Raw genomic sequence first — 20,954 nt, 5'->3', positions numbered from 1 at the left:
AATGATAAGGGATTTGTAGCCTTAGCTTTTGAGAAAATTAACGTTTTAAAGTGAAATGACCAGTAAAGGTTCGTCCGTCAATAAGAGTTGCAATAAACCAATAGTCAGATGAAGGTAATGGTTGCCCGTTTAATGTACCATCCCAACCAGGACTCAGGTGGTCAAGTTGTGTTATCAATTTGCCGTAGCGATTAAAAATTTTAACATCAATACCTTGATTCGTATTAGCATTAACGCCATACACATGCCATCGCTCATTAAAATCATCTCCATTAGGCGTAAAGAATTTTGGGAATCCCAGAACTGAAATGTCTTGTTTAATGTATCCACACTCATTAAGATCTCTCACAAAAACAGTATGAAATCCTGGAGGAACATTAGTAAATACATTACTTTCCTGAAAGATGACTCCAAAAACGTCTAAAGCAAATTCATAAACACCTTCACCAGAAACATCAATAGTAATGGTGTTGTGGCTCATGCCTTCTTGAATATAAATGTCTTCAATAGTTGCAAGGTTAGAAGGATTAACCGTTATGGTTCGGCTGGAAGAACAACCGTTTGGATCTGTGACTATAACTGTATAAACTCCTGGTTCGTTAATGTCGTTAAATGAAGTATCAACAGAGGTTGTTACACCATTTAATAGCCATTCATAGTAATAATTACTTGGTGAATCGTTAAGTACACCTCCAAAAAGCGTGATGGTATCAGGAAATGAATTTAAACAATAAATTAACTGTTCATCATCAATAAGTTCAGGAGTGTACAATACCTCCAGATTTGCAGAAGCAATAGAAAAACACTGATTATTAGCTTCTACTTTTACAAAAATGGTTTGATTATATGGAATAATATTTTCATAATTAGTACTCAAAGTATTGGTTTCCTGAAAAGCATCACTTTCAGTTTCGTAGAAAGATACATTGGCTCCAGCAGGAATTTGATTTTGAATGGAATTTGATATTTCAGTTAAATCAAAAGTTGTAAAACCATCAATCATATCATTGTCACAAGCCTCAAGGGTTGGGATATTTATGATGTTATTAGAAATCTGAAGTTCTATTTCAGCAATATCAAAACATCTTTCCTGATTTTCAACACGAGCATAAACAATTTGAAAAGGAGTTGTGTTTTCAAAACTATCAGCATTAAGAATAGCATTTACATTTTGAAGTGCCTCGGTTTCAGTTAAGAAAAAGTCTTCAATAAAAATTGAATTATCGCTATTTGTAACTGTTTCTTCAGTATCAAAAAGGTTGTATTGTGTTAAACCGTCCTGATTTTGATCACATTCAATCAAAACGGTATCAAAAACTACGGGATTATCAGAATATTCGATTATAACTTCTCCATAAGATATACAATTATTGTTGAGTGTGACTTCAACATTGTAAGTGCCTCCTTCAGTAACAGTATAGGTTGCATTCGTTTCGGTAGTGAGTTCTACATCATCTTTAAACCATTTAAAGCTATCACTGTTTGTTTGAGATGCATCGAGAACTAAGGTCTCGTTTTCACAAAGTCCGTTTTGCGTTGATAACAGTCGGTTAGGACCTAAATCTGTAGAGAGCTGAAAACTTCCAGCTTCTAAAAACACTGCCGAATCGTATCTGTAATTTTGTTCATCTGCAATAACGAGTTTCACATGGTATGTTTGATTTGGGATGACATCAGCTGTAGCAGTAAGTACTTTTGTTTGTCCGTTGAAATTTATAGGTGTATTATTGCCATTCCAGCTTTCAAAGTAAAATTCGTTTTCAGCCTCGCAGCCACCAGGAATTTCAGGATGTACAGTCGTTACTTTAACAGGTGTTTGTGTATTAGGAACTAGCGCAATATTGGTGTATTGCTGCGCATTAATTGGTCGGATTAAAAATCCGAATAAGTCTGAGTACAGACAGGTGTTTGAGTTGCCTTCCTGATATTCTTCAGAAGCAAACAAATAGTTAAAACTTACTTGTGATGCAATTGATGTAAAATCAAACTCGAGTATTGTAGCGTTTATGGTATTATTTTCATTTAAAGCATTTTCTAAATCAGAATCACCTGTCCATCCATCAGCATTATCATCACTTAAAGAATTGTTTGGTCCTGGAACATTAGATAAACGACCTGTACTTAATACTATTCCACTTTGAAACGGAAATGTGGTTCCTGAAGCATCAAAATAACCATAGCTTTGATCAGAATTATTAAAATTGCCTCCAACAACGTTTGTAACCACAACATCTTCAATACAATCGCTATCAATAAGAATGTCTTCAATAAGTTGTTGTGCTGTAAAGCTCTGACTATCTACCTGAATATTTTGTCCAAGAGCAGTCAAACTCATTAAAAAACAAGTAAGAAAGAGTATTCGTTTCATTTGCAATTTTTCGATTGCAAAGATACGCATAGCACAAATTTAAATTACCAAAAAAGTGTTAATATGACTAAATTAATAACGTAATGCAAAATGGCCTTTTACTTCAAAAGTATTATGACCATCTTTTACTTTAGCTAAGTACCAGTAGTCAGACACAGGCATTAAGTTTCCGTTATAATAGCCATTCCATCCTGAAGAATTAGACGTTAGCGTTTTAAGAAGTTTTCCATAGCGATCAAAAATATAAATGATGGTGCCAGGTAGGGCTTCGACACCAGTGATGTGCCAGGTATCAAAACGACCGTCATCATTTGGCGTCATAAATTTAGGAGCATCAATTACTACAATATCTTTAGTAATGGAATCACAACCATTCAAATCGATAATCGTAATGGTATGGTTTCCTAAGCTTACATTTTCAAATACGTTTGATTCCTGAGCAGGATCATCATCTAATTGATAAAGATAATTGCCAATGCCATTAATAGTGACTATCACATTATTAGGATCTGAAAAATTAATACTTTCTGTTGTGGTTATGGTTGCGGCTTCCGATTCGGTAACCGTAAATACTTCAATAGTTTCACAACCCAAAGGAGAGGTTACAGTAACCGAATACGTACCAATATCTGTGATTTCAATTTGAGGAGTTGTTTGATTTGTAGACCATACATAGGAATCGCCAGCTTGATTGGTATTGGCATTTACAATTAGAGGCAGGTTTTCTAAACAAATCACCTGAGAGCCAATATCAACAATAGGTTTAGGATGTATTACAATTTCAAAAGACGTGATGTCAAAACAACTGGTCAGATTGTTTTCAAGCCGAACATAGATGGTTTCTCCGTTGCTGGCCTGATAAATAGTATTTAAGGCATTAGTTTTATCTTCAGCATCTGTTAAACTATTGTAGTAGGAAATAGTAAAATCACTAGGATTTTGTTCGTTTAGTACCATAGAATTCTGCAATGATAAATCAAATTCATAAAAACCATCATTATTATCATCACAGATTGTAAGGTCATCTGGCGTGAACGCCATTGGTAGCGGATTGACAATTAGATTGAATGCATGAATATGATAGCAATGCGTTGTTGAAAATTCTACACGAGCAAAAAGAGTATCACTGGTCGATTGGTATTCGTACTCGTCGTTTAATGGATTGGTTTGGTTGAAAGCATCTGTTTCAGTAGTATAATATTGAACACTGACATTTATTGTTTGTTCTAATAAGAACGAATTAATGTCTGATAGTATAACTGTTCCATTATCATTATCACATAATTCAAATGTATTTTGAGCATTAATGGCAGGAGGTAAGTTGACCTCTAATTCTAAAGGAACAAATGTATAACAGTTAGCAATTGCATTAAAAACTTTAATATATACTGTTTGGTAATTGAACAGATTAGTATAGTTTGAAGGATTTGTAATTTCGTTGACACCATATTGAAGATCTTCTACAGATTCAAAATAGGAAATAACATGATCAGGATTTATAGTGTCAAAAAGCTCTGTTTCAGCTTGTGTTAAATCAAAATTAGTGATGCCATCATAATCTGTATCGCAATTGGTAATTGCAGAAGGTTCATTAGGATGAACATTGAGTATTAAATGAAACTGAGTCAAACTATAACATCCAGTTATGTTATTTTCAATACGTGCAAAAATGGTTTCATCATTTTGTCCCAGATAGTTATAAGTTACAGGATTGATTCCTAAGTCGGCTTCAGCTTCAGAGTTAAAATAAGTTACAGTAAATTCATTAGCATCCTGAGTGCCAAGCACAGCGCTATTTACAGTAAATAGATTAAAAATTCCAATACCATCGTTTGAATTGTCATCACAGGCCTGTAAATCTGGAGGCTGATTAGCAATTGGCAACGGATTAACAACAAGTTGAAAAGGATAAACATAAAAACAACCAGTTGTTGCAGACTCTATACGTGCATAGAGGTTATCATTAAGACTGGAGTAGGTGTAGTTTGTATTCAAAGTATTAGAATTGTTTTGAGCATCAGTGAGTGATTCGTAATAGCTCAAAATCACATCAGTATTATCGTCGACAATTACAGCGTTAATTTCATTCAAATCAAAACTGTTTGAGGAATTGATACATGTATTGTAGTTTTCAAACTCATTAATTGGAGGCGGTAAATTAACCGATAAATTTATCGTTTCAAGACTATAGCAGTTTGAGAGCGTGTTAGTCACTTTAATATAAACCGTTTGCGGATTGGTAGTGTTTGTATAGTTCTCTGGAGTTTGAATCCATCCTGCGTTATTTTCAATATCATCTAAAGTGTCATGGTAAGTAATGCTAATGTCGTCAATTCTAACATCCAAAACTTCTGTTTCTACTTGTGTTAAATCAAATGCAATCACACCATCATAATCATCATCACAACCAATTAAATCTGGAGTAGGATTTATTTCAGGAACCTGAACAATATTTACTATAAAATCAGCAACAACAGGACAGAGAATGTCATTCTCAATTCTGGCGTAAAGTAGCTGAGGGTTGATTTCATTAGTGTAGTTAAGAGGGAGTTCATTTATACCAGAATCAGCATCCTCAAAACTCAAATGAAAAGAAATGTCCAGATTTAAATTTATGCTATTGCTGATTTCCTGAGTTTTTTGAGTTAAATCTAAAGTTTCGAATCCGTCGTTAGAGCTATCATCACAAATGACAATATCTGTTGGTTGGTTAAAAGTTACAAACTGAACCACTTCAATAACTAAAGAAGACGTTCCGAAGCAATTGATATCTGTAATGTTTTCGACTCTTACATAGATGGTTTGTGGGTTAGATACGTTTTGATATGGAAGGTTTTTATCGATACTGTTAACTCTGTTGATGGCATCTTGCTCTGTTTCAAAATAGAGAACATCTTTTCCTGTTTGCCCATTTAAAATTTCCTCATCTTTTAAATTAAAGTAAAAATCATTAATTCCATCTCCATCACTTTCGCAAGTAATAAATGTAGATATAGGAGTAAATACAGGTAACGTGTTTACGATAACATCAAATTCAACAATGTTATGACAGGTCGTGATTAAACTTTCTACTCTTACATAAATGGTTTGCGTTTCACTGTTAAAGCTATTTGGTGTTGGAATGCTATTTGTTCCGCTATCTGCATCAGAATAGTTTAAATGAAATGTAAATGATAAGTCTGTAATGTCTGATACAATTTCAGGAATTCGACTTTCTAAATTTACAACAGAAAAGCCATCTTGGTCATCATCACAAATAATCATATCAGTCGGTTGCATGACAACAGGAGGATCGATAACTAAGATTTCTAAAGGCGAAATATCATAACAAGTTGTTTGAGTATTTGTAACTCTTGTATAAATTGTTATTGGGTTTACTGTATTGGTATAGTTTTGTGGTAAAGGGTTTTCATTGTCTAAAGCGTCTTGTTCAGTGAGATAATATTTAGCATTAGGAAAGTCAATTCCAGTACTTACATACTCATCAAAAGTTGACAGGAAGATTGCTGTTGAACCATCAAAGTCATTATCACAATATTCAACACTGTTTAAATTTTGAATTTCAATTGCAGGATGAATAACAAGTTCTAAAGCATTAAATTGAACACATGAATCAAGTGTGGCAGCAATATAAATTGTAGTAATAATAGAAGTAGCTGTATAAGGAACCGTTTTGTTTAACGCATTAGTATTGTTGAGTTGATCGTTTTCTGTTTCATAGAAAGAAATGTCGAAACCTTCATAGGAGTTTAATAAGGTTGTTTCTACTTGGTTCAGATTGAAATTAGCAATACCATCATTGGAAGCATCATCACAAACGCCAAAATCACTTGTATCAAAACCAGATTCTACAATGTTGGTATGAAGTTCAATAGGCATAATTGAAGAGCAACCTGTAGTGTTATTTGTAACTTTTATATAAACGATTTGAAAGTCAGGTGTTGTATTTTGAAAAGCTGTAGGATCTGGAATAGGATTGGTGTCATCTTGGGCATCGCTTGTTGTTTCATAAAAACTTACTGAAACTCCGGTTATGCCTTGAAGGATTTCATCTACAACTGAAGTGATATCAAAGATTTCAAATCCGTCATTATCAGTTTCGCAAGCAGTAATCCATTGAATTTCCGGATTAATTACGGGTTTTTCTAAAACAGAAATATTGATTGAAGTTACATCAAAACAGCCAGTAACATTATTTTGTACTCTTATGAATAAAGTTTCAGTTGGATTTGTGTTAACATATGGAATTCCAACAGGATTTAAGCCTATTTCAGCTTCTGTCTGAGAAGTGAAATAAGAGACCACAAGGTCAGGATTTCCAGACAAAATTTCAGAAGCAGTATCATCAAGATCAATAAGTGTAATACCATCAGGAACATTGTCATCACAAATATTTAAGTCTGAAGGCAGATTATATATAGGAGATTCATTAACAATTAAATCAAAACTTGTAAATCCTAAACAACCCGTATTTATTTCTTCAACCCTAACGTATATGGTTTGTGGATTAGTCGTGTTTTCCCAAGGTGTTGTAATCGTTCCAGTTTCAGTCATAGCTCCTGAATCACTTAAATGGTAACTGATATCATAATTTCCAGGAGGTACCAATGCTAAAACTTCATTATTTTTTGTTGTTAAATCAAAAACGGCTTTACCATCATTAGAAGCATCATCACAGAGGATATAATTTGGAAGCACGTTAATATCCTGTTCCGAACCTAGGTTAACTACAATTTCATCTTCAATAACACATGAGCTATTATTTATTTGAAGGTCAACTTCCACACGATAGGTTCCAGATTCTGAGATTTGATATGTAGGTGTTGTAACACCAGGAATAATTTGTCCGTCTTTATACCATTTATAAATGGCAAGGTCGTTATTAACATCGCCATTGAGAACTAGAGTTTGTGCACAGGTATTTGTATCTGGTCCTAAGTCTACAGATGAAAGCGTACTGGTACTTTGAATAAAAACTGCAGAATCGTAATTTTGATCAGTTTGATCAGCAATAATAAGTTTTATGCGATGTAATACATTTGGTTGAATGTCTACAGTAGCGTTTAAAACAGTGGTTCTTCCATTATAATTAGTATCTCCTACATTATAACCTTCAAAATACGTTTCGTTTTCTGCAGGACAAAAACCAACAATTTCATCATGAATGGTGTTGGTGTTTACTGGTATAGAGGTTCCAGGAATTAAAGCAATATTAACAAAAGGATCTGAAGTTCCTGCGCGTTTAATTAGAAAAGCAAAACCATCGGAATACTGACACGGAAAGTTTGTATTGTATTCTTCTGATGCCAAAATATAATTGAAAGATATTTGGCTGGTTGTAGATAAAAAATCAAACTCGATTGATGTGGCATTCAGAGTGCCAGAAATCCCTAAAACATCTTCTAAGTTTGGATCTGAAGTCCAATTACTAGAACCTTCATTCAATGTGTTTGAGTCTGGATTATTACCAGCAGAATCAATATTTCCAGTAGATAAAATTATTCCGTTTTGAAAAGGAAAATTTGAATTTGCTTTGTCAAACGAGCCATAACTGGCAATACCATCAGATTGACCATTTACATAAGAAGAAACGTTAGATATATCCACGCAGCCTTGCCCTAAGTTAGCCTGTATTAAAGCCTCTAGGGTTGAAGAGCTATCCGTTGAAATTTGTTGTGCTGATAATGTATTAATTGAACATATAAAGAGTCCAACACACAAGCACTTTAATATCTTCATTTATAACCTATAGTTATAATAAATAGATAAAGTTAAATTTGTAGATTTCATGGGCCGTTTAATCTAGAACTTGTGAATGTAAAAAAAATAATGTTTATTAAGAATTTATAGTGTTTAACGGAACTTTTATCAGTTAAAATGCAATTTCTCAAACACGTGTTTTTTTAGTATCTCAATGCAAAATGGCCTTTAACATCAAAAGCAATCGAGCCTTTTCTTACTTTAGCTAAAAACCAATAGTCGTTAGCAGGCATTAAATTTCCATTATATCTGCCATCCCAACCATCTGATGATGAGGTTAGTTGTGTTAAAAGTTTACCATAACGATCATAAATGTAAATGATTGTTCCAGGTAAGGTTTCAACACCTGTGATATGCCAGGTATCAAAATAACCATCGCTATTTGGTGTCATAAATTTAGGAGCATCGATAACTACAATCTCTTTTGTAACTTCAGCACAACCATTTAAATCTATAATTGTTAAGGTATGGTAGCCAATACTAACATTTTGGAAAACACTTGAAAGCTGAGGTTCATCATCATCTAACTGATAAGAGTAATTACCAATACCACTAACAGTTACCGTAATGTTATTTGGATCTGAAAAATCTACAGTTTCAGTGATTTCGATTGTTGCGGTTTCAGATTCAGAAACATTAAAAATACTGGTCGTTTGACAGCCATAAGGTGACGTTACGGTTACAGAGTAGGTACCAATTTCAGTAATTTCAATTTCTGGAGTAGTTTCACTTGTAGACCAAAGATAGACATCTCCTGTTTGATTAGTGTTAGCACTAACAAGTAAAGGTAAATTATTTAGACAAATCACTTGATCTTCAATATCAACTATAGGTTTTGGATTTACTATGGTAGAAAATTGCGTTAATGAATAACACCCAGTGTTGTTATCTTCAATACGAACATAAATTGTTTGTCCGTCAATTGCATCATAGAGTAGAGGTAAAGCACTTTCTGCTTCTTCAGCAAGAATCATGTCATCATAATAACTCACTGTGAAATCCATAGAATTTTGTCCTCCCAATACCGCAGCATTTTGCTGACTTAAGTCAAACTCATAAAAGCCATCATAGTCATCATCACAGCTTGTTAAATCTGCAGGTTGATTTGCTATTGGAGCAGGATTTACGAGTACACTAAATTCATGAATGTAAAAACAATGTGTTGTAGAAAACTCTACACGAGCAAAGATAGTGTCACTAGTCGTTAAGTAGTTATAATTTGAATTTAAAACATTAGTTTGATCTTCTGCGTCTTGCAAGGTTGGATAATAATCTACCAATACATTTGCAGTTTGTTCTAATAATGTTGCATTAATTTCTGTTAAATCTGTAGTATTTGCGTCGTTGCCGCAAACCGTAAAGCTTGCAATTTCATTAATAGCAGGAGGTAAGTTTACTATGAGATCCAAAGGTACAGAAACAAAACAATCTGAAATTGTATTTGTCACACGAACAAACACGGTTTGTCTATCTGTTAAGTTGGTGTAGTTTTCAGGATCTGAAATTGCATTGGTTTGCAAAAATGATTCTTCAAGCGTTTCGTGATAAGAAATTTCAATATTATCCTGTCTTACATCTAAAATATCAAATTCTGAAAGCGTTAGGTCAAATGTGATAATTCCATCGTAATCCACATCACATTCCACTAAAGGTTGTGGTAGATTTACATCTGGAGCAGCAATAACATTAAGAACAAAAGACGTATAGGATTCGCATATGGTTCCATTGCTGATTCTTACATAAATTTGTTGTGGATTAACAGTGTTGTTGAAATTTAGAGGCAACGGATCAGTATTGCTTTCAGCATTTTCCTGAGATGTATGAAAACTCACCTCTTCAATCTCACTTATGCCTTGAGTTATTTCGGCAAGTTGTACACTAAAATCAAATTCTACACTACCATCATTGGTAATATCATCACAGATAAAAATATCGGTTGGTTCATTAAATAACGGATTAGTACCAACTTCAATAGGAAAAGATGATGTTGCATAACAATTAGGATCTGTTAGGTTTTCAACCCTAATAAAAATGGTTTGAGGATTGGATGTATTAACGTAAATGTTATCTTTATCTATTGGATTTGTATTGTTTTGAGCATCTAAAGCCGTTTCGTAATAAAAAACTTCTTTTCCGGTTTGGCCATTTAGGATGTCAGCATCTTGAGTTGAAAATACAAATTCTCCAATGCCATCATCTCCAATTTCACAAAACTTATACAAGCTAATAGAATTAACTACAGGTAATGTATTTACTACTACTTCAAAGCTTTCTGTAGTATAACAACCAGTAGTTAAATTTTCGATTCTAGCAAAAATGGTTTCCGTATTTGCAGAATAAGAAAAGGTATTTACTATTTGGTTTATATCGTTATTGGCGTCAGATTGACTATTATGAAAGGTAATGACTCTATTAGTCATTGTTGTTACCAATTCAGAAATTTTATCATTTAAATTAATCAATGATATGCCGTCCTGATCTGCATCACAAATGATAATATCATTAGGAGTATTGCTCTCAGGAGCTGGTAATACTTCAATTTGGAAAGAATTTATGTCTGCACAACCTGTTTGTGAAAATGAGATTCTTGAATATATAGTTTGTGGGTTAGAAGTATTTGTATATTGATTAGGTAAACTATTCGTATTTGCATTGGCATCTTCTTCTGTCTCAAAATATCTTACAGTATAACCGGTTTGGTTGTCTGTTATTTGAGCATTGAACTGACTTAAATCAATGGTTGTAAATCCATCCTGTCCTGTACCACATACGCTTACTAGTCCTATAGAATCAAATTCTGCTATTGGGTTGATAAGCAGTTCAAAATTATCGGTTTCCAGACATGTTGGACTTGTTAATGTAATGTATAGTGTTTGAGGACTTTCTGAAGGCTCAAAAGGCACTAAAGGGTCAATAGGGTTAATTTGGTTATCTCTATCGTTTTCAGATAAATAAAAATCAATTAGAATTTCATAACCTAGTATGTCTTCTAAATCACCAAGTATGGTTTGAGTGATGTTTAATAAATCAAATGTTTCTCCTCCGTCATTATCAATGTCACAGATGCTAAAATCTCTTATGTTTGTTGCTGTTAGTAAAAGATTAGTATGAAGTTCGATTGGAGTTATACTTGCACATCCTGTAGATTGGTTTTCAACTCTGATAAATACAATTTGTTGATCACTCACGATATTTTGATAATTACTTTCGTTGGCAATAGGATTAATGCCTAAATCTGCATCTTCTTGGGTTTCATGAAATGTTACATCAACACCTGTTAGGCCTTGTACAACATCTGTGGTAACCGAAGTTAAATCAAAAAAGGCAAATCCGTCATGATCATTATCGCAAGCATCTAAATATTGTGGTTCGGTATTAATTGAAGGGTTGTCTAATACTTCTATATCTAAAGTTGCGGTACTGGTCGAACAACCTGTATTAACATTTGTTACATTAACAAATAACGTTTCGGTGGTATTGATGTTCACATATGGTAAAGGAACTGCATTAACTCCGTTGTCTGCATCATTTTGTGTTAAGTGATATGTCACTTGTAAGTCTAGATTACCATTGGTGATTTCATCATCTTTTTGCGACAAATCAATCGTGGTTACACCATCAGAATTTGAATCATCACAAACTATTAATGGAGTAGGCTCAATTACAGTTGGTAAAGAGTTTACAATCAAATCAAAACTTTGAAATGCGAGACATCCATTTATGGTGTCTTCGATTTTAACGTATATGGTTTGCGGACTTGTTATGTTTTGAATTGGAGAGGTGATTGGGTTGATTCCATTTAAAGCATCATTTAGAGTGTAATGATAGTTTACATTATAACTTGAAGACGGAACTGAGGCTAAAGCTTCAGCGTCTTTAGTAGATAAATCAAATAATTCTACACCATTACCACTAATGTCATCACAAAGCTGATAGTCTGAAATCACATCTGCTGATTGTGTTGAGCTTAATAAAACATTTACGGTATCTTCAATCTCACAAATAGAGTTTGTTAAAGGAATTTCTATTGAAACTGTATAATCTCCTGACTGAGAAACATCAAGTGTTGATTGGTTCTCACCAGGAATTAAAGCACCATTTAAAAACCAGGAATAAACAGCTTGCGGATTGTCAATATTACCATCTAAGGTTACATTAGTCGCACAAGTTTGAATGTCATCTCCAAGGTTAACATTAGCACTAAAGCTATTTCCTTCTATAAATACAGCTGAATCATAGTTTTTATCCGTTTGATCAGCAATAACAATTTTGATATGATATTCTACGTTTGGCAGAATAGAAGCTGTTGCTGTCATAACAGTTGTACGACCATTATAATTTGTGTCTCCTAAGTTGTAACCTTCAAAATATTCCTCGTTTGAAGCAGAACAGAATCCAACAATGTCATCATGTATCGTGTTTGTGTTAACAGGAGTTGATGTACCTGGTATAATGGCTATGTTGGTATAAGGATCACTGGATCCAGTTTCTTTAATAAGAAATGCGAATCCATCAGAGTATTCACAAGGAAAGTTTCCAAAGTATTCCTCGGAAGCTAAGATGTAATTAAATTGAATCTGGTTAGAGACAGATACAAAATCAAATTCAATAGATGTCGCGTTTAAGGTTCCTGAAATGCCTAATGCTGCTTCTAAATCAGGATCTGTAGTCCAATTAGTCTCACCTTCATTCAATATGGCATTGTTTTGAGTGTTACCACCAGAAACAGGATTTCCAGTAGAAAGCATGATTCCGTTTTGAAAAGGGAAGTTAGATCCTGCTTTGTCAAAGTATGCAAAACTATTGAATCCATTAACAGATCCGTTAACTTGCGAACTTATATTAGAGGTTTCTACACAACCTTGAATTAAATTGTCTACAATTAATTGTTGTTCAGTAAAAGAATTGTCGATACTAATTTGTTGACCATAAGATAATGAGCCAAAAAATAAGCAGAGTATTACTGCGAGGGATTGTTTTAAAATATTCATTATTAAGCGGTTAAGTTCGTGGCAGTTAACCACGAGGTTTGGGACTTGGGGCTAATTTGTAAATTTTAATTGTCGAAATATAGTACCGAATTAGATGAAACGCAAATTTTTACGACGAAATACATAAAATATTAACATTTGGCATTTTTAGATAATACTAATTCTGAAACTTTTTTGATTAATAATTTGCGTTCCTTAGGTTTAAAAATGAATAAATAAATCATCACATAAATCATAGAGTAGGATTTTAAAAATGTTGTGGTACAATTAAATTTTTTTTAAAAATGAATGGTGAATTAATTAAATAGAATAGTTGTTGATATTTAAACGCATATTTGAATAACAGCAATTTGAGAACTGATAACATTATATGTCATAATTAAAAAAGTTTAATAATCACTTGTAATAGTGAAGGAAAGATTACAAAGCGTATAAATTCAAAATAAAATTAGAAGTTAGGAAGGTATATGGCAAATAAATACGACGAATAGCATTAAACTTTAACACTTTAGTAGTTGACATAAACCCAACCTACTGAAGGTTCATAATTTGAATCTTTATAATTTATAATATAAAAGTAAGTACCAACAGGAACAAGTTTGCCATGATTATTTAAACCTCTGTTTATAAAGCCTTGCCAAGGTTTGTCATTGTTGCCTTCAAAAATAAGCGTTCCATATCTATTAAAAATTTTCAGTTCGTGTTTTTCAAAGATATCGTAGAGGCCTTGAATATTAAACCAATCATTTATAGTATCGTCATTTGGAGAAAAGCCTTCGGGTATAACAGGAGGACAATTTTCAACTAAAATATCAAATGCATATACATCATAGCAAGGTAAATCACCAATTCTTATATAAATAGTTTGTGGATTGCTTGTATTATTGAAGCTTTCGGGTATGAGAATTTCATTTGTATTTGCTTCTAAATCTGATAGGCTTTTATAAAAATTAACATTAGTAATTGTATCAATATTATTAGAACTTAGAACAGCTTCCAGATCAAATTTTGCTGAGTTAAAACCTTCATTACACGATGATACATCAGGTAAAAATTCTACAGGATCAAGCACGAATACATCAAATTCTATTTCAAAGCTATTGTTAATCTCGCTAATTTCTGTCACTGAGCCAATACCTGTTCCATCATCATCAATTACTATAGTAAATGTTGTTGTATCAGTTATATTATCTGGTATTTGCACATTAATTGTATTCGGTTCAAATCCATTTATAGGAATTTCATTTTGTGTAGTGGTCACGTAAAACAATAAGTCATTGGCATATAAAGCAATATTTGTGTTTGATGGTAAAGGGGCTGTGCTATTTACATTATAAACGGTATAGTCAATAGAAACGAATCTATTTGAACAATCTACGTTGTAATCGTCAATAGATACTGTAGCATCTGGAAGTTGACTGTTAAGCACAGTAATAATATTATTCAAAATAATTAAATCTGCAGTTACTGTTCCGTCAGGATTTAGAACTCCTGTAGTCATGTTGATTATGGCGTTGGTATCTCCAATTGAGATATTATCCTGAATGTCATACACATCTAAATCTCCATTGTAAAAGGACGTAGAGTTGGTAAAGGTGTTGGTTCCGTTAAACGCATTGTCAGCAAAGTTTAGAGGAGGATTCGAAAGTGTATTTCCATTAAAAGATAAACTTTCTCCATAATTTAAATGATTATCACCTTCCCATGCTAAAAATCCAATTTTTGCTCCAGCATTATCAATAACATTTAAATTATCTATGAGGATTGTTTTGTCCTGATTGTTACTGTTTATAATTTCTAAACCTTGATATAAGTTGATTTGATTTAAAGGTAAGCTGTCATTTTGATATATAATATAGATACTCCATCCTCCAAAGTTTGTTCTCGTTTGACAATATCCAATGGAGTTAGTGAGATCTTCAGTGATGTCTAAATTTGAAAATTCGTAAGTTGTATTTCCTTCATCAATTATAAAACTTGTGATATTTGTGTAGCAAGAAAAATAGTGAAGTGTGCCATAATCATCACTTTCATAATCTACATGATAAATATCATCAGCTTCAAATGATGTTCCATTTAAATCAACAGAGGTGTCTCCAAAGCCAGAACCAGCCCAATATAAATATACCGCTACAATTGTGTTATCAGATGATAAATTTAAGTCAGCATCAGAGGATTCTAAAGGAAAACAAAAACTAAAATCTAAATTATTCTCAAAGGGATTAAGCGTATTTCCAATGGCAGTATAGTCATATCGTCCATTAAATTGTTGAAACAACTCGATACCTTGACCAAAAGATGAAACTGGTACAGTTAGAATGAAAAGTAAAACTATAAATTTACCAAACCTCATGGTGAGTTGTGTTTTTTGATATGTGAATTTATATAAAAAAAATTAACGTTTCAAGGCAAAATGACTTCTAAATACTCTACCATCTTGAAGGGTTACTGCAAACCAATAATCACTAGACGGCATTTCTGCACCATTGTAGGTGCCATCCCAACCTGGACCAAGCGGATCAATCTCACTTAGTAGCTTTCCATAGCGATCAAAAATTAATATTTGTGTATTGGGTTGAAATTGTTGTGAAAGACCTTTTACCTGCCAAAAGGCATTAATTTCATCACCATCTGGTGTAAAAAATTTAGGAAACCCAATCACTGATACTTTTTCTTCTGTAATACCACAATCATTTTCAATATCACGAACATAGACAGTATGAAATCCGAAATCTACATCAGTAAAAACATTACTCTCTTGGTAAGGTCCAAAAATGTTATCAAGAGCATATTCATAAATACCTTCACCTGATACAAAAACAGAGATACTGTTGTTTGATGTTGCATCTGTAATTTGAATATCCGTAATGGTAGCAATATCAGAAGGTAAAACGGTTATTGTTCGATCTTTAAAACACCCATCTGTATTGGTGACTCGAACGGTGTATGTTCCAGGTTCATTAACTTCAATTTCAAACATGTCTTCACCAGTTGACCATTCGTAATAGTAGTTATTTGGAATATCATTTATTAGTCCGCTGGTTAGTGTAATCGTTTGTGGGTAGTCATTTAGACAATACAATAACTCTTCATCGATTTCAATATTTGGTAATTCAAAAACAGTCAATTCAATAGTGCTAATTCCGAAACATGCATTGGTATTTTCAACACGTGCATAAATGGTTTGAAAATAAGGAATGGTATTGGTAAAATTGGGACCTATCGGATTACCTTCAACAAGCGCATCGTTATATGTTTCATAATATGCCACATCCAGACCTGCTGGCAACCCAAACAAGATAGCATTTTCAGCATCAGAGAGATTGAAATTTGAAAATCCATCTTCAATACCATCGTCGTCACACGTTTCTAAAAAGGTATCATTTGAAGCGGTTGAACTGGTTTGAAGTGTAACTTCAGCAATACTTGAGCATCCTGTAGTTGTATTAGTCACTAAAGCATAAATGAGTTGCGGATTAAAATAATTCTCAAAAGCATCTGGATCAATCTCATCTTCATTATTTTCTAAATCGGTTAGAGATGTATAGAAATTTAGAGTTCTATCAGATGCATTATTAGTAATGTCATTAAAAACTTGATTAAGATTGTAAGTTGTAAACCCTTCAGGTATGCCATCTTCATCACATTGAAAAATGGTGGTATCTATAGCTTCGGGAGCATCCTTAACAGTAAGAATAAAAGAGTCTGTTGAATAACAATCTGTGTTGGCATTATTCTCCATACGAACAAAAATCTCTTGAGTATATGCTATGGTATTTGTAAAAATGTTAGGAAGTACATTAGTGTTATCATCTGCATCAAGTTGAGTTGGATGATAGGTGATGCTGTATTGATTTTCGTCCTGGGCGATTAAAATATCCGGATTAAAATCAGTAAGGGTTAGCGTTACAAAGCCATCCATACTACTGGTATTAAAATCTGTATCACATATAGTAATATCCTCTAAAATAGCAATTGTAGGTGTTATAAATACGTTTAAATCAAACGAAGTAACTGCGTAACAATTAGGGTTATTGTTGTTATCAACTCTTGCATAAATGGTTTGAGGGTTTTCAGTATTAGTAAAGTCTCCTATTATGTCATTTTCACCAGTGTCAGCATCAATTTGACTGGTAAAATAACGAACGCTGTAATCATCAGGATTTTGTGAGTCTAATACTTGGGCATCTTGTATCCTAAGGTCGAAGGTAGAAAATCCAAACTGGTCACAAGCAATTAGATTGTCTGGTTGGGTTGCTGTAGGGATGTCAAATATACCAACTACGGCTTCCCCTTCAATAGGACATTCACCATTATTCTGTTCAATAAACACTTCGTAAAAACCGGGTTCATCAACTAACAACTGAAATGTTGATTCTGCTAATGGCAGTCCATCTTTTGTCCACGTGTAATCAGCTCCAGGAATGTCTTCAGCTAATAGTGTGTAGCTGTCACCTATACAGAGTTTTAATTCAGTGGTGCTAATGCCATTCTGAATGATGTCAATTTGCGAATTGAATAAAGATTGAATAAAGGGAGGTAATCCAATTCGAGTTAAATTATTAAAATTATTATTGACATCCAATAATACACCATTTTCATTATAGTTGGCAGCCATGCCATCAGCTTCAGGGTTTTGAATTACACCTAAAAAACGTCCAGAAGAAGGTAAATTAGCAAAATTAACCTGAGCTCTGTAAATTCTCTTATCAATACCAAGTTGAAGAGCACCAGCATTAAACGACGAAGAGCTGTGAACCATTTGTAAAGAGGCAGGTATATTAAGAGCTTCTAAATCCCATTGTAAAATGCTGCTAGCTCCATTACCATTCGGACCATCATTAACCGAAGCATATACCTTTTTATTTTCTGCTGAAAATTCCACACCATAAGGACTGTCGTTATTTTCAGGACCATAAAGTTCAATAGAATTAGATACAATTCCAGTGTCATTATCAAAATCAAATAAATAAACACCTCCTGCAGCATTACCAGCAGTTGTGGTAGCAAAACCAAAATGAGCAACGGCAATTTTAGACCCATCTGGAGAAGCTTTGATATATCCTAATGAATTTCTTCGGTAACCTTGCACTGGAACTGAAGGACCAACCGTAGAAATTACAGGATTGGTATCAACACCATTTGTATCTACTTTAAAAGCATAAAATCGATCAACAAAATGAGTAATGACCCAAAATGATGAGCAATCATCTGCTTTAACGGCTGTGATTTTTTCAGAACATTTATATGAAATTTCATCTTGATCAGTTGGGTCGTAAGTAATTAAAGGTATATTTTTTTCTACAGGATCAACATCTCCCAAACCACCAGCTAAATTGATATCGACTAACGAATAATTCAAACCATTATTAAAACCGTCATCCTGAACAGGAACGCTTCCACCACTATCGTAATTACCTGTAAATTGATTAGGAAAAGCACTGGCATTATCATGATGAGGTTCATCGACTGTAAAAATATAATATTGTGAAGGATCTTGAGGTTTAGGTACAATTAATCCTGAAGATGTACTTGAAGGGTCTCCTAATAGTCCTGTTCCGCCAAAATAATCGCCATTTGGCATGATTTGATGGTTTTGATTCCAGACGGTTTGACCATCTGTATAAAACAATAAATTTCCTGTAGCATCCGAAATAGAAGTACAGCCTTCAAGCGTATTAATTTGACCATCGGTTACTGCTGTAACAGTTCCTGCTCCAGCATTAAAACGTAAGCCAGCATTTTGTCCAAAGTACCAATAGGAAGCCTCTTGTTGTGAATAGGTAAATAAACTACATAGCAGTATCGTTAAAAATAGAAGGGATTTCTTTTTCATTGTAATAATAGCAATTTTCTTAAGCGGTCTGCGATAATATAACAGCTTTTAGGCTAAAATTACTACGTAAAATATGATTTTCTGTAGAACTTTAACATAAAACTATACTAGCAAAGACACAGCTTAAGGAATAAAAGTATTACAAATCCCTCTTTTTTAATAATCTATAGGATAAAAAGATAAAAAGAGCAGTCCAACCTAAAACAATAGCAATTTCATACCAATGTACTGCAAAGTCGTACATAAATTCTTGTCCGTTAGGAGCTTTTGATATTGCAATTCTCTGAAATGGTTGGTCTATGAGTTTATACATTGATTTTAACGGAAAGAAATTCTGAATTTTTTCAGCAATATCCGCATTCGCCTGCCAAGTAATTAAGCCAAAAATAATCCATTCTAAAATATATAATACAAACAGAAAGGCGAGTGCAAAAGCAGAACGTTTAACTAACATCCCTAAAAACAAACACAAACTAAAGAAGCCGACCAGTTTTACAAAATAAGCTAATAAAAATTCTGTTTCTCTAAAGATTAAACTTGCTTCATTTATACTAGAGTAGTATAAACCTATGCATAAGCAAATAATAAAAATTAAAAATGTAGCAATGGCTGAAAAGAATACAATAGTATAAAACTTAGAGAGTATAAATTCCTTTTTACTAAGGCCATCAATAAGGTTTTGTTTAATTGTTTTATTACTGTATTCGTTACCAATCATGCTGACCACTACTATAGCGAAAAAGAATTTAAACTGAGAAGCAAAAAAGGTGGTAATGTGCCAAACAATTGGAAAGTTAAAAAGTCCGTAATGGCCCAATTCTAAGGTAAAAAAACCAAAAAAGTCGATACGTAATGACGATAATATAATAACGAAAAAAGGCAATACGAAGGATATAAATATCAAAACTTTACTCGCTCTGTTGAGTAAAAGTTTTTGTAATTCTAATTGTAAAAGTCTTAACATGATGGATTGGTTTTATTTTGATGGATTACCCCTTAAACTAAGCTCAGGCAAATTTTAATTGTTGTCTGTAAGTTGTAAAAATTGTTCTTCTAAACTTTCTTTACGTTTTACTAAATGAGATAATACAATGCCTTTTTCAAACATAAGTTTATTAAAAGTTGGTGCATCCATGGGTTGGTTTAAAAACGCAGTGATGAGTTGGTCTTCAACTTTTATGTTTCCGAAAGATGAATCATTCTTCAATAGTGTTACTAACTCGTTATGTTTTTCGGCTTTCAATTCAAAAAAACCATAACTTGAGATCATTTCATCAACACGACCAGAATATAGTTTTTCGCCCTTTCTCAACACGACCACGTGTGAGCACACTTTTTCAACTTCATCTAAAAGGTGAGAGGCTAAAAGGATTGTTGTACCTTGACGTGCAATTTGTTTTATAATCGCACGAATTTGGTGAATTCCCTGAGGATCAAGACCGTTTGTAGGCTCGTCAAGAATTAATATTTCAGGATCATTTAGCAAAGCAGATGCAATAGCCAAACGCTGTTTCATACCTAAGGAGTAGGTTTTAAACTTGTGATCTTTTCTATCTAATAAACCAACAACTTCTAATTTTTCAGCTATTTTACTTTGATCAACATCTTTAATTCTACAAACAAGTTTTAAATTTTGCTCTGCAGTCATGTATGGATAAAAGTTTGGACGCTCAATGATAGCACCTACTTTTTTTAAGGCATCATGAGTAGATGTTTGTCCATCAAACCAATGAAAGTCTCCTTGGGTTTTATTGACCACATTTAAAACGATGCCAAGTGTCGTGGATTTACCGCTACCATTTGGACCTAAGATACCATAGACGTTGCCTTTGTTGATGGTAAACGATAAGTCTTTAACAGCAGTGAGATAGCCAAATTTTTTAGTAAGGTTGTTGATGGTTAAAATAGATTCCAAAATTTGATTGATTTTTTTACTGAAAAGAGTTCAGTAAAGGTTGATTCTAAAAATAAGACGACACTGTCATTATTTTGTTACAGT

General features: G+C 33.3%; 7 protein-coding genes. All 7 read right to left on the bottom strand.

What is annotated here, in order from left to right:
• Positions 1–37 precede the first annotated feature (37 nt).
• The 7 genes from ACRHNM_RS06395 to ACRHNM_RS06365 all read right to left on the bottom strand — a co-directional run bounded on the left by ACRHNM_RS06395 (position 38) and on the right by ACRHNM_RS06365 (position 20,870).
• Positions 38–2,368: a choice-of-anchor L domain-containing protein gene (locus ACRHNM_RS06395; protein WP_431134831.1), complete on the bottom strand. Its 2,331-nt coding sequence runs from the start codon at positions 2,366–2,368 to the stop codon at positions 38–40.
• Positions 2,369–2,440: 72 nt separating this feature from the next.
• Positions 2,441–8,107, bottom strand: a complete 5,667-nt coding sequence (locus tag ACRHNM_RS06390) for a choice-of-anchor L domain-containing protein (protein WP_431134829.1) — start codon at positions 8,105–8,107, stop codon at positions 2,441–2,443.
• Between the two features lie 164 nt (positions 8,108–8,271).
• On the bottom strand, positions 8,272–13,119 hold the full coding sequence (locus ACRHNM_RS06385; protein WP_431134827.1) for a choice-of-anchor L domain-containing protein: 4,848 nt from the start codon (positions 13,117–13,119) through the stop codon (positions 8,272–8,274).
• A gap of 508 nt (positions 13,120–13,627) precedes the next feature.
• A complete protein-coding gene (locus ACRHNM_RS06380) occupies positions 13,628–15,472 on the bottom strand; it encodes a gliding motility-associated C-terminal domain-containing protein (RefSeq protein ID WP_431134825.1) in 1,845 nt (614 codons plus the stop codon).
• A 42-nt stretch (positions 15,473–15,514) separates the two neighbouring features.
• Positions 15,515–18,955, bottom strand: coding sequence for a T9SS type B sorting domain-containing protein (locus ACRHNM_RS06375; RefSeq protein WP_431134823.1), 3,441 nt, complete (start codon positions 18,953–18,955; stop codon positions 15,515–15,517).
• A gap of 139 nt (positions 18,956–19,094) precedes the next feature.
• Complete coding sequence (locus ACRHNM_RS06370; RefSeq protein ID WP_431134821.1) at positions 19,095–19,919, bottom strand: ABC transporter permease; 825 nt, start codon at positions 19,917–19,919, stop codon at positions 19,095–19,097.
• Between the two features lie 54 nt (positions 19,920–19,973).
• Complete coding sequence (locus ACRHNM_RS06365) at positions 19,974–20,870, bottom strand: ABC transporter ATP-binding protein (RefSeq protein ID WP_431134819.1); 897 nt, start codon at positions 20,868–20,870, stop codon at positions 19,974–19,976.
• Between the last annotated feature and the right edge of the window lie 84 nt (positions 20,871–20,954).

It is taken from the genome of Psychroserpens mesophilus, from assembly GCF_050617655.1.
GTDB lineage: Bacteria > Bacteroidota > Bacteroidia > Flavobacteriales > Flavobacteriaceae > Psychroserpens > Psychroserpens mesophilus_A.
Note: the sequence above shows the minus strand (reverse complement) of the source record. Positions and strands in the feature narration are given on the sequence as shown.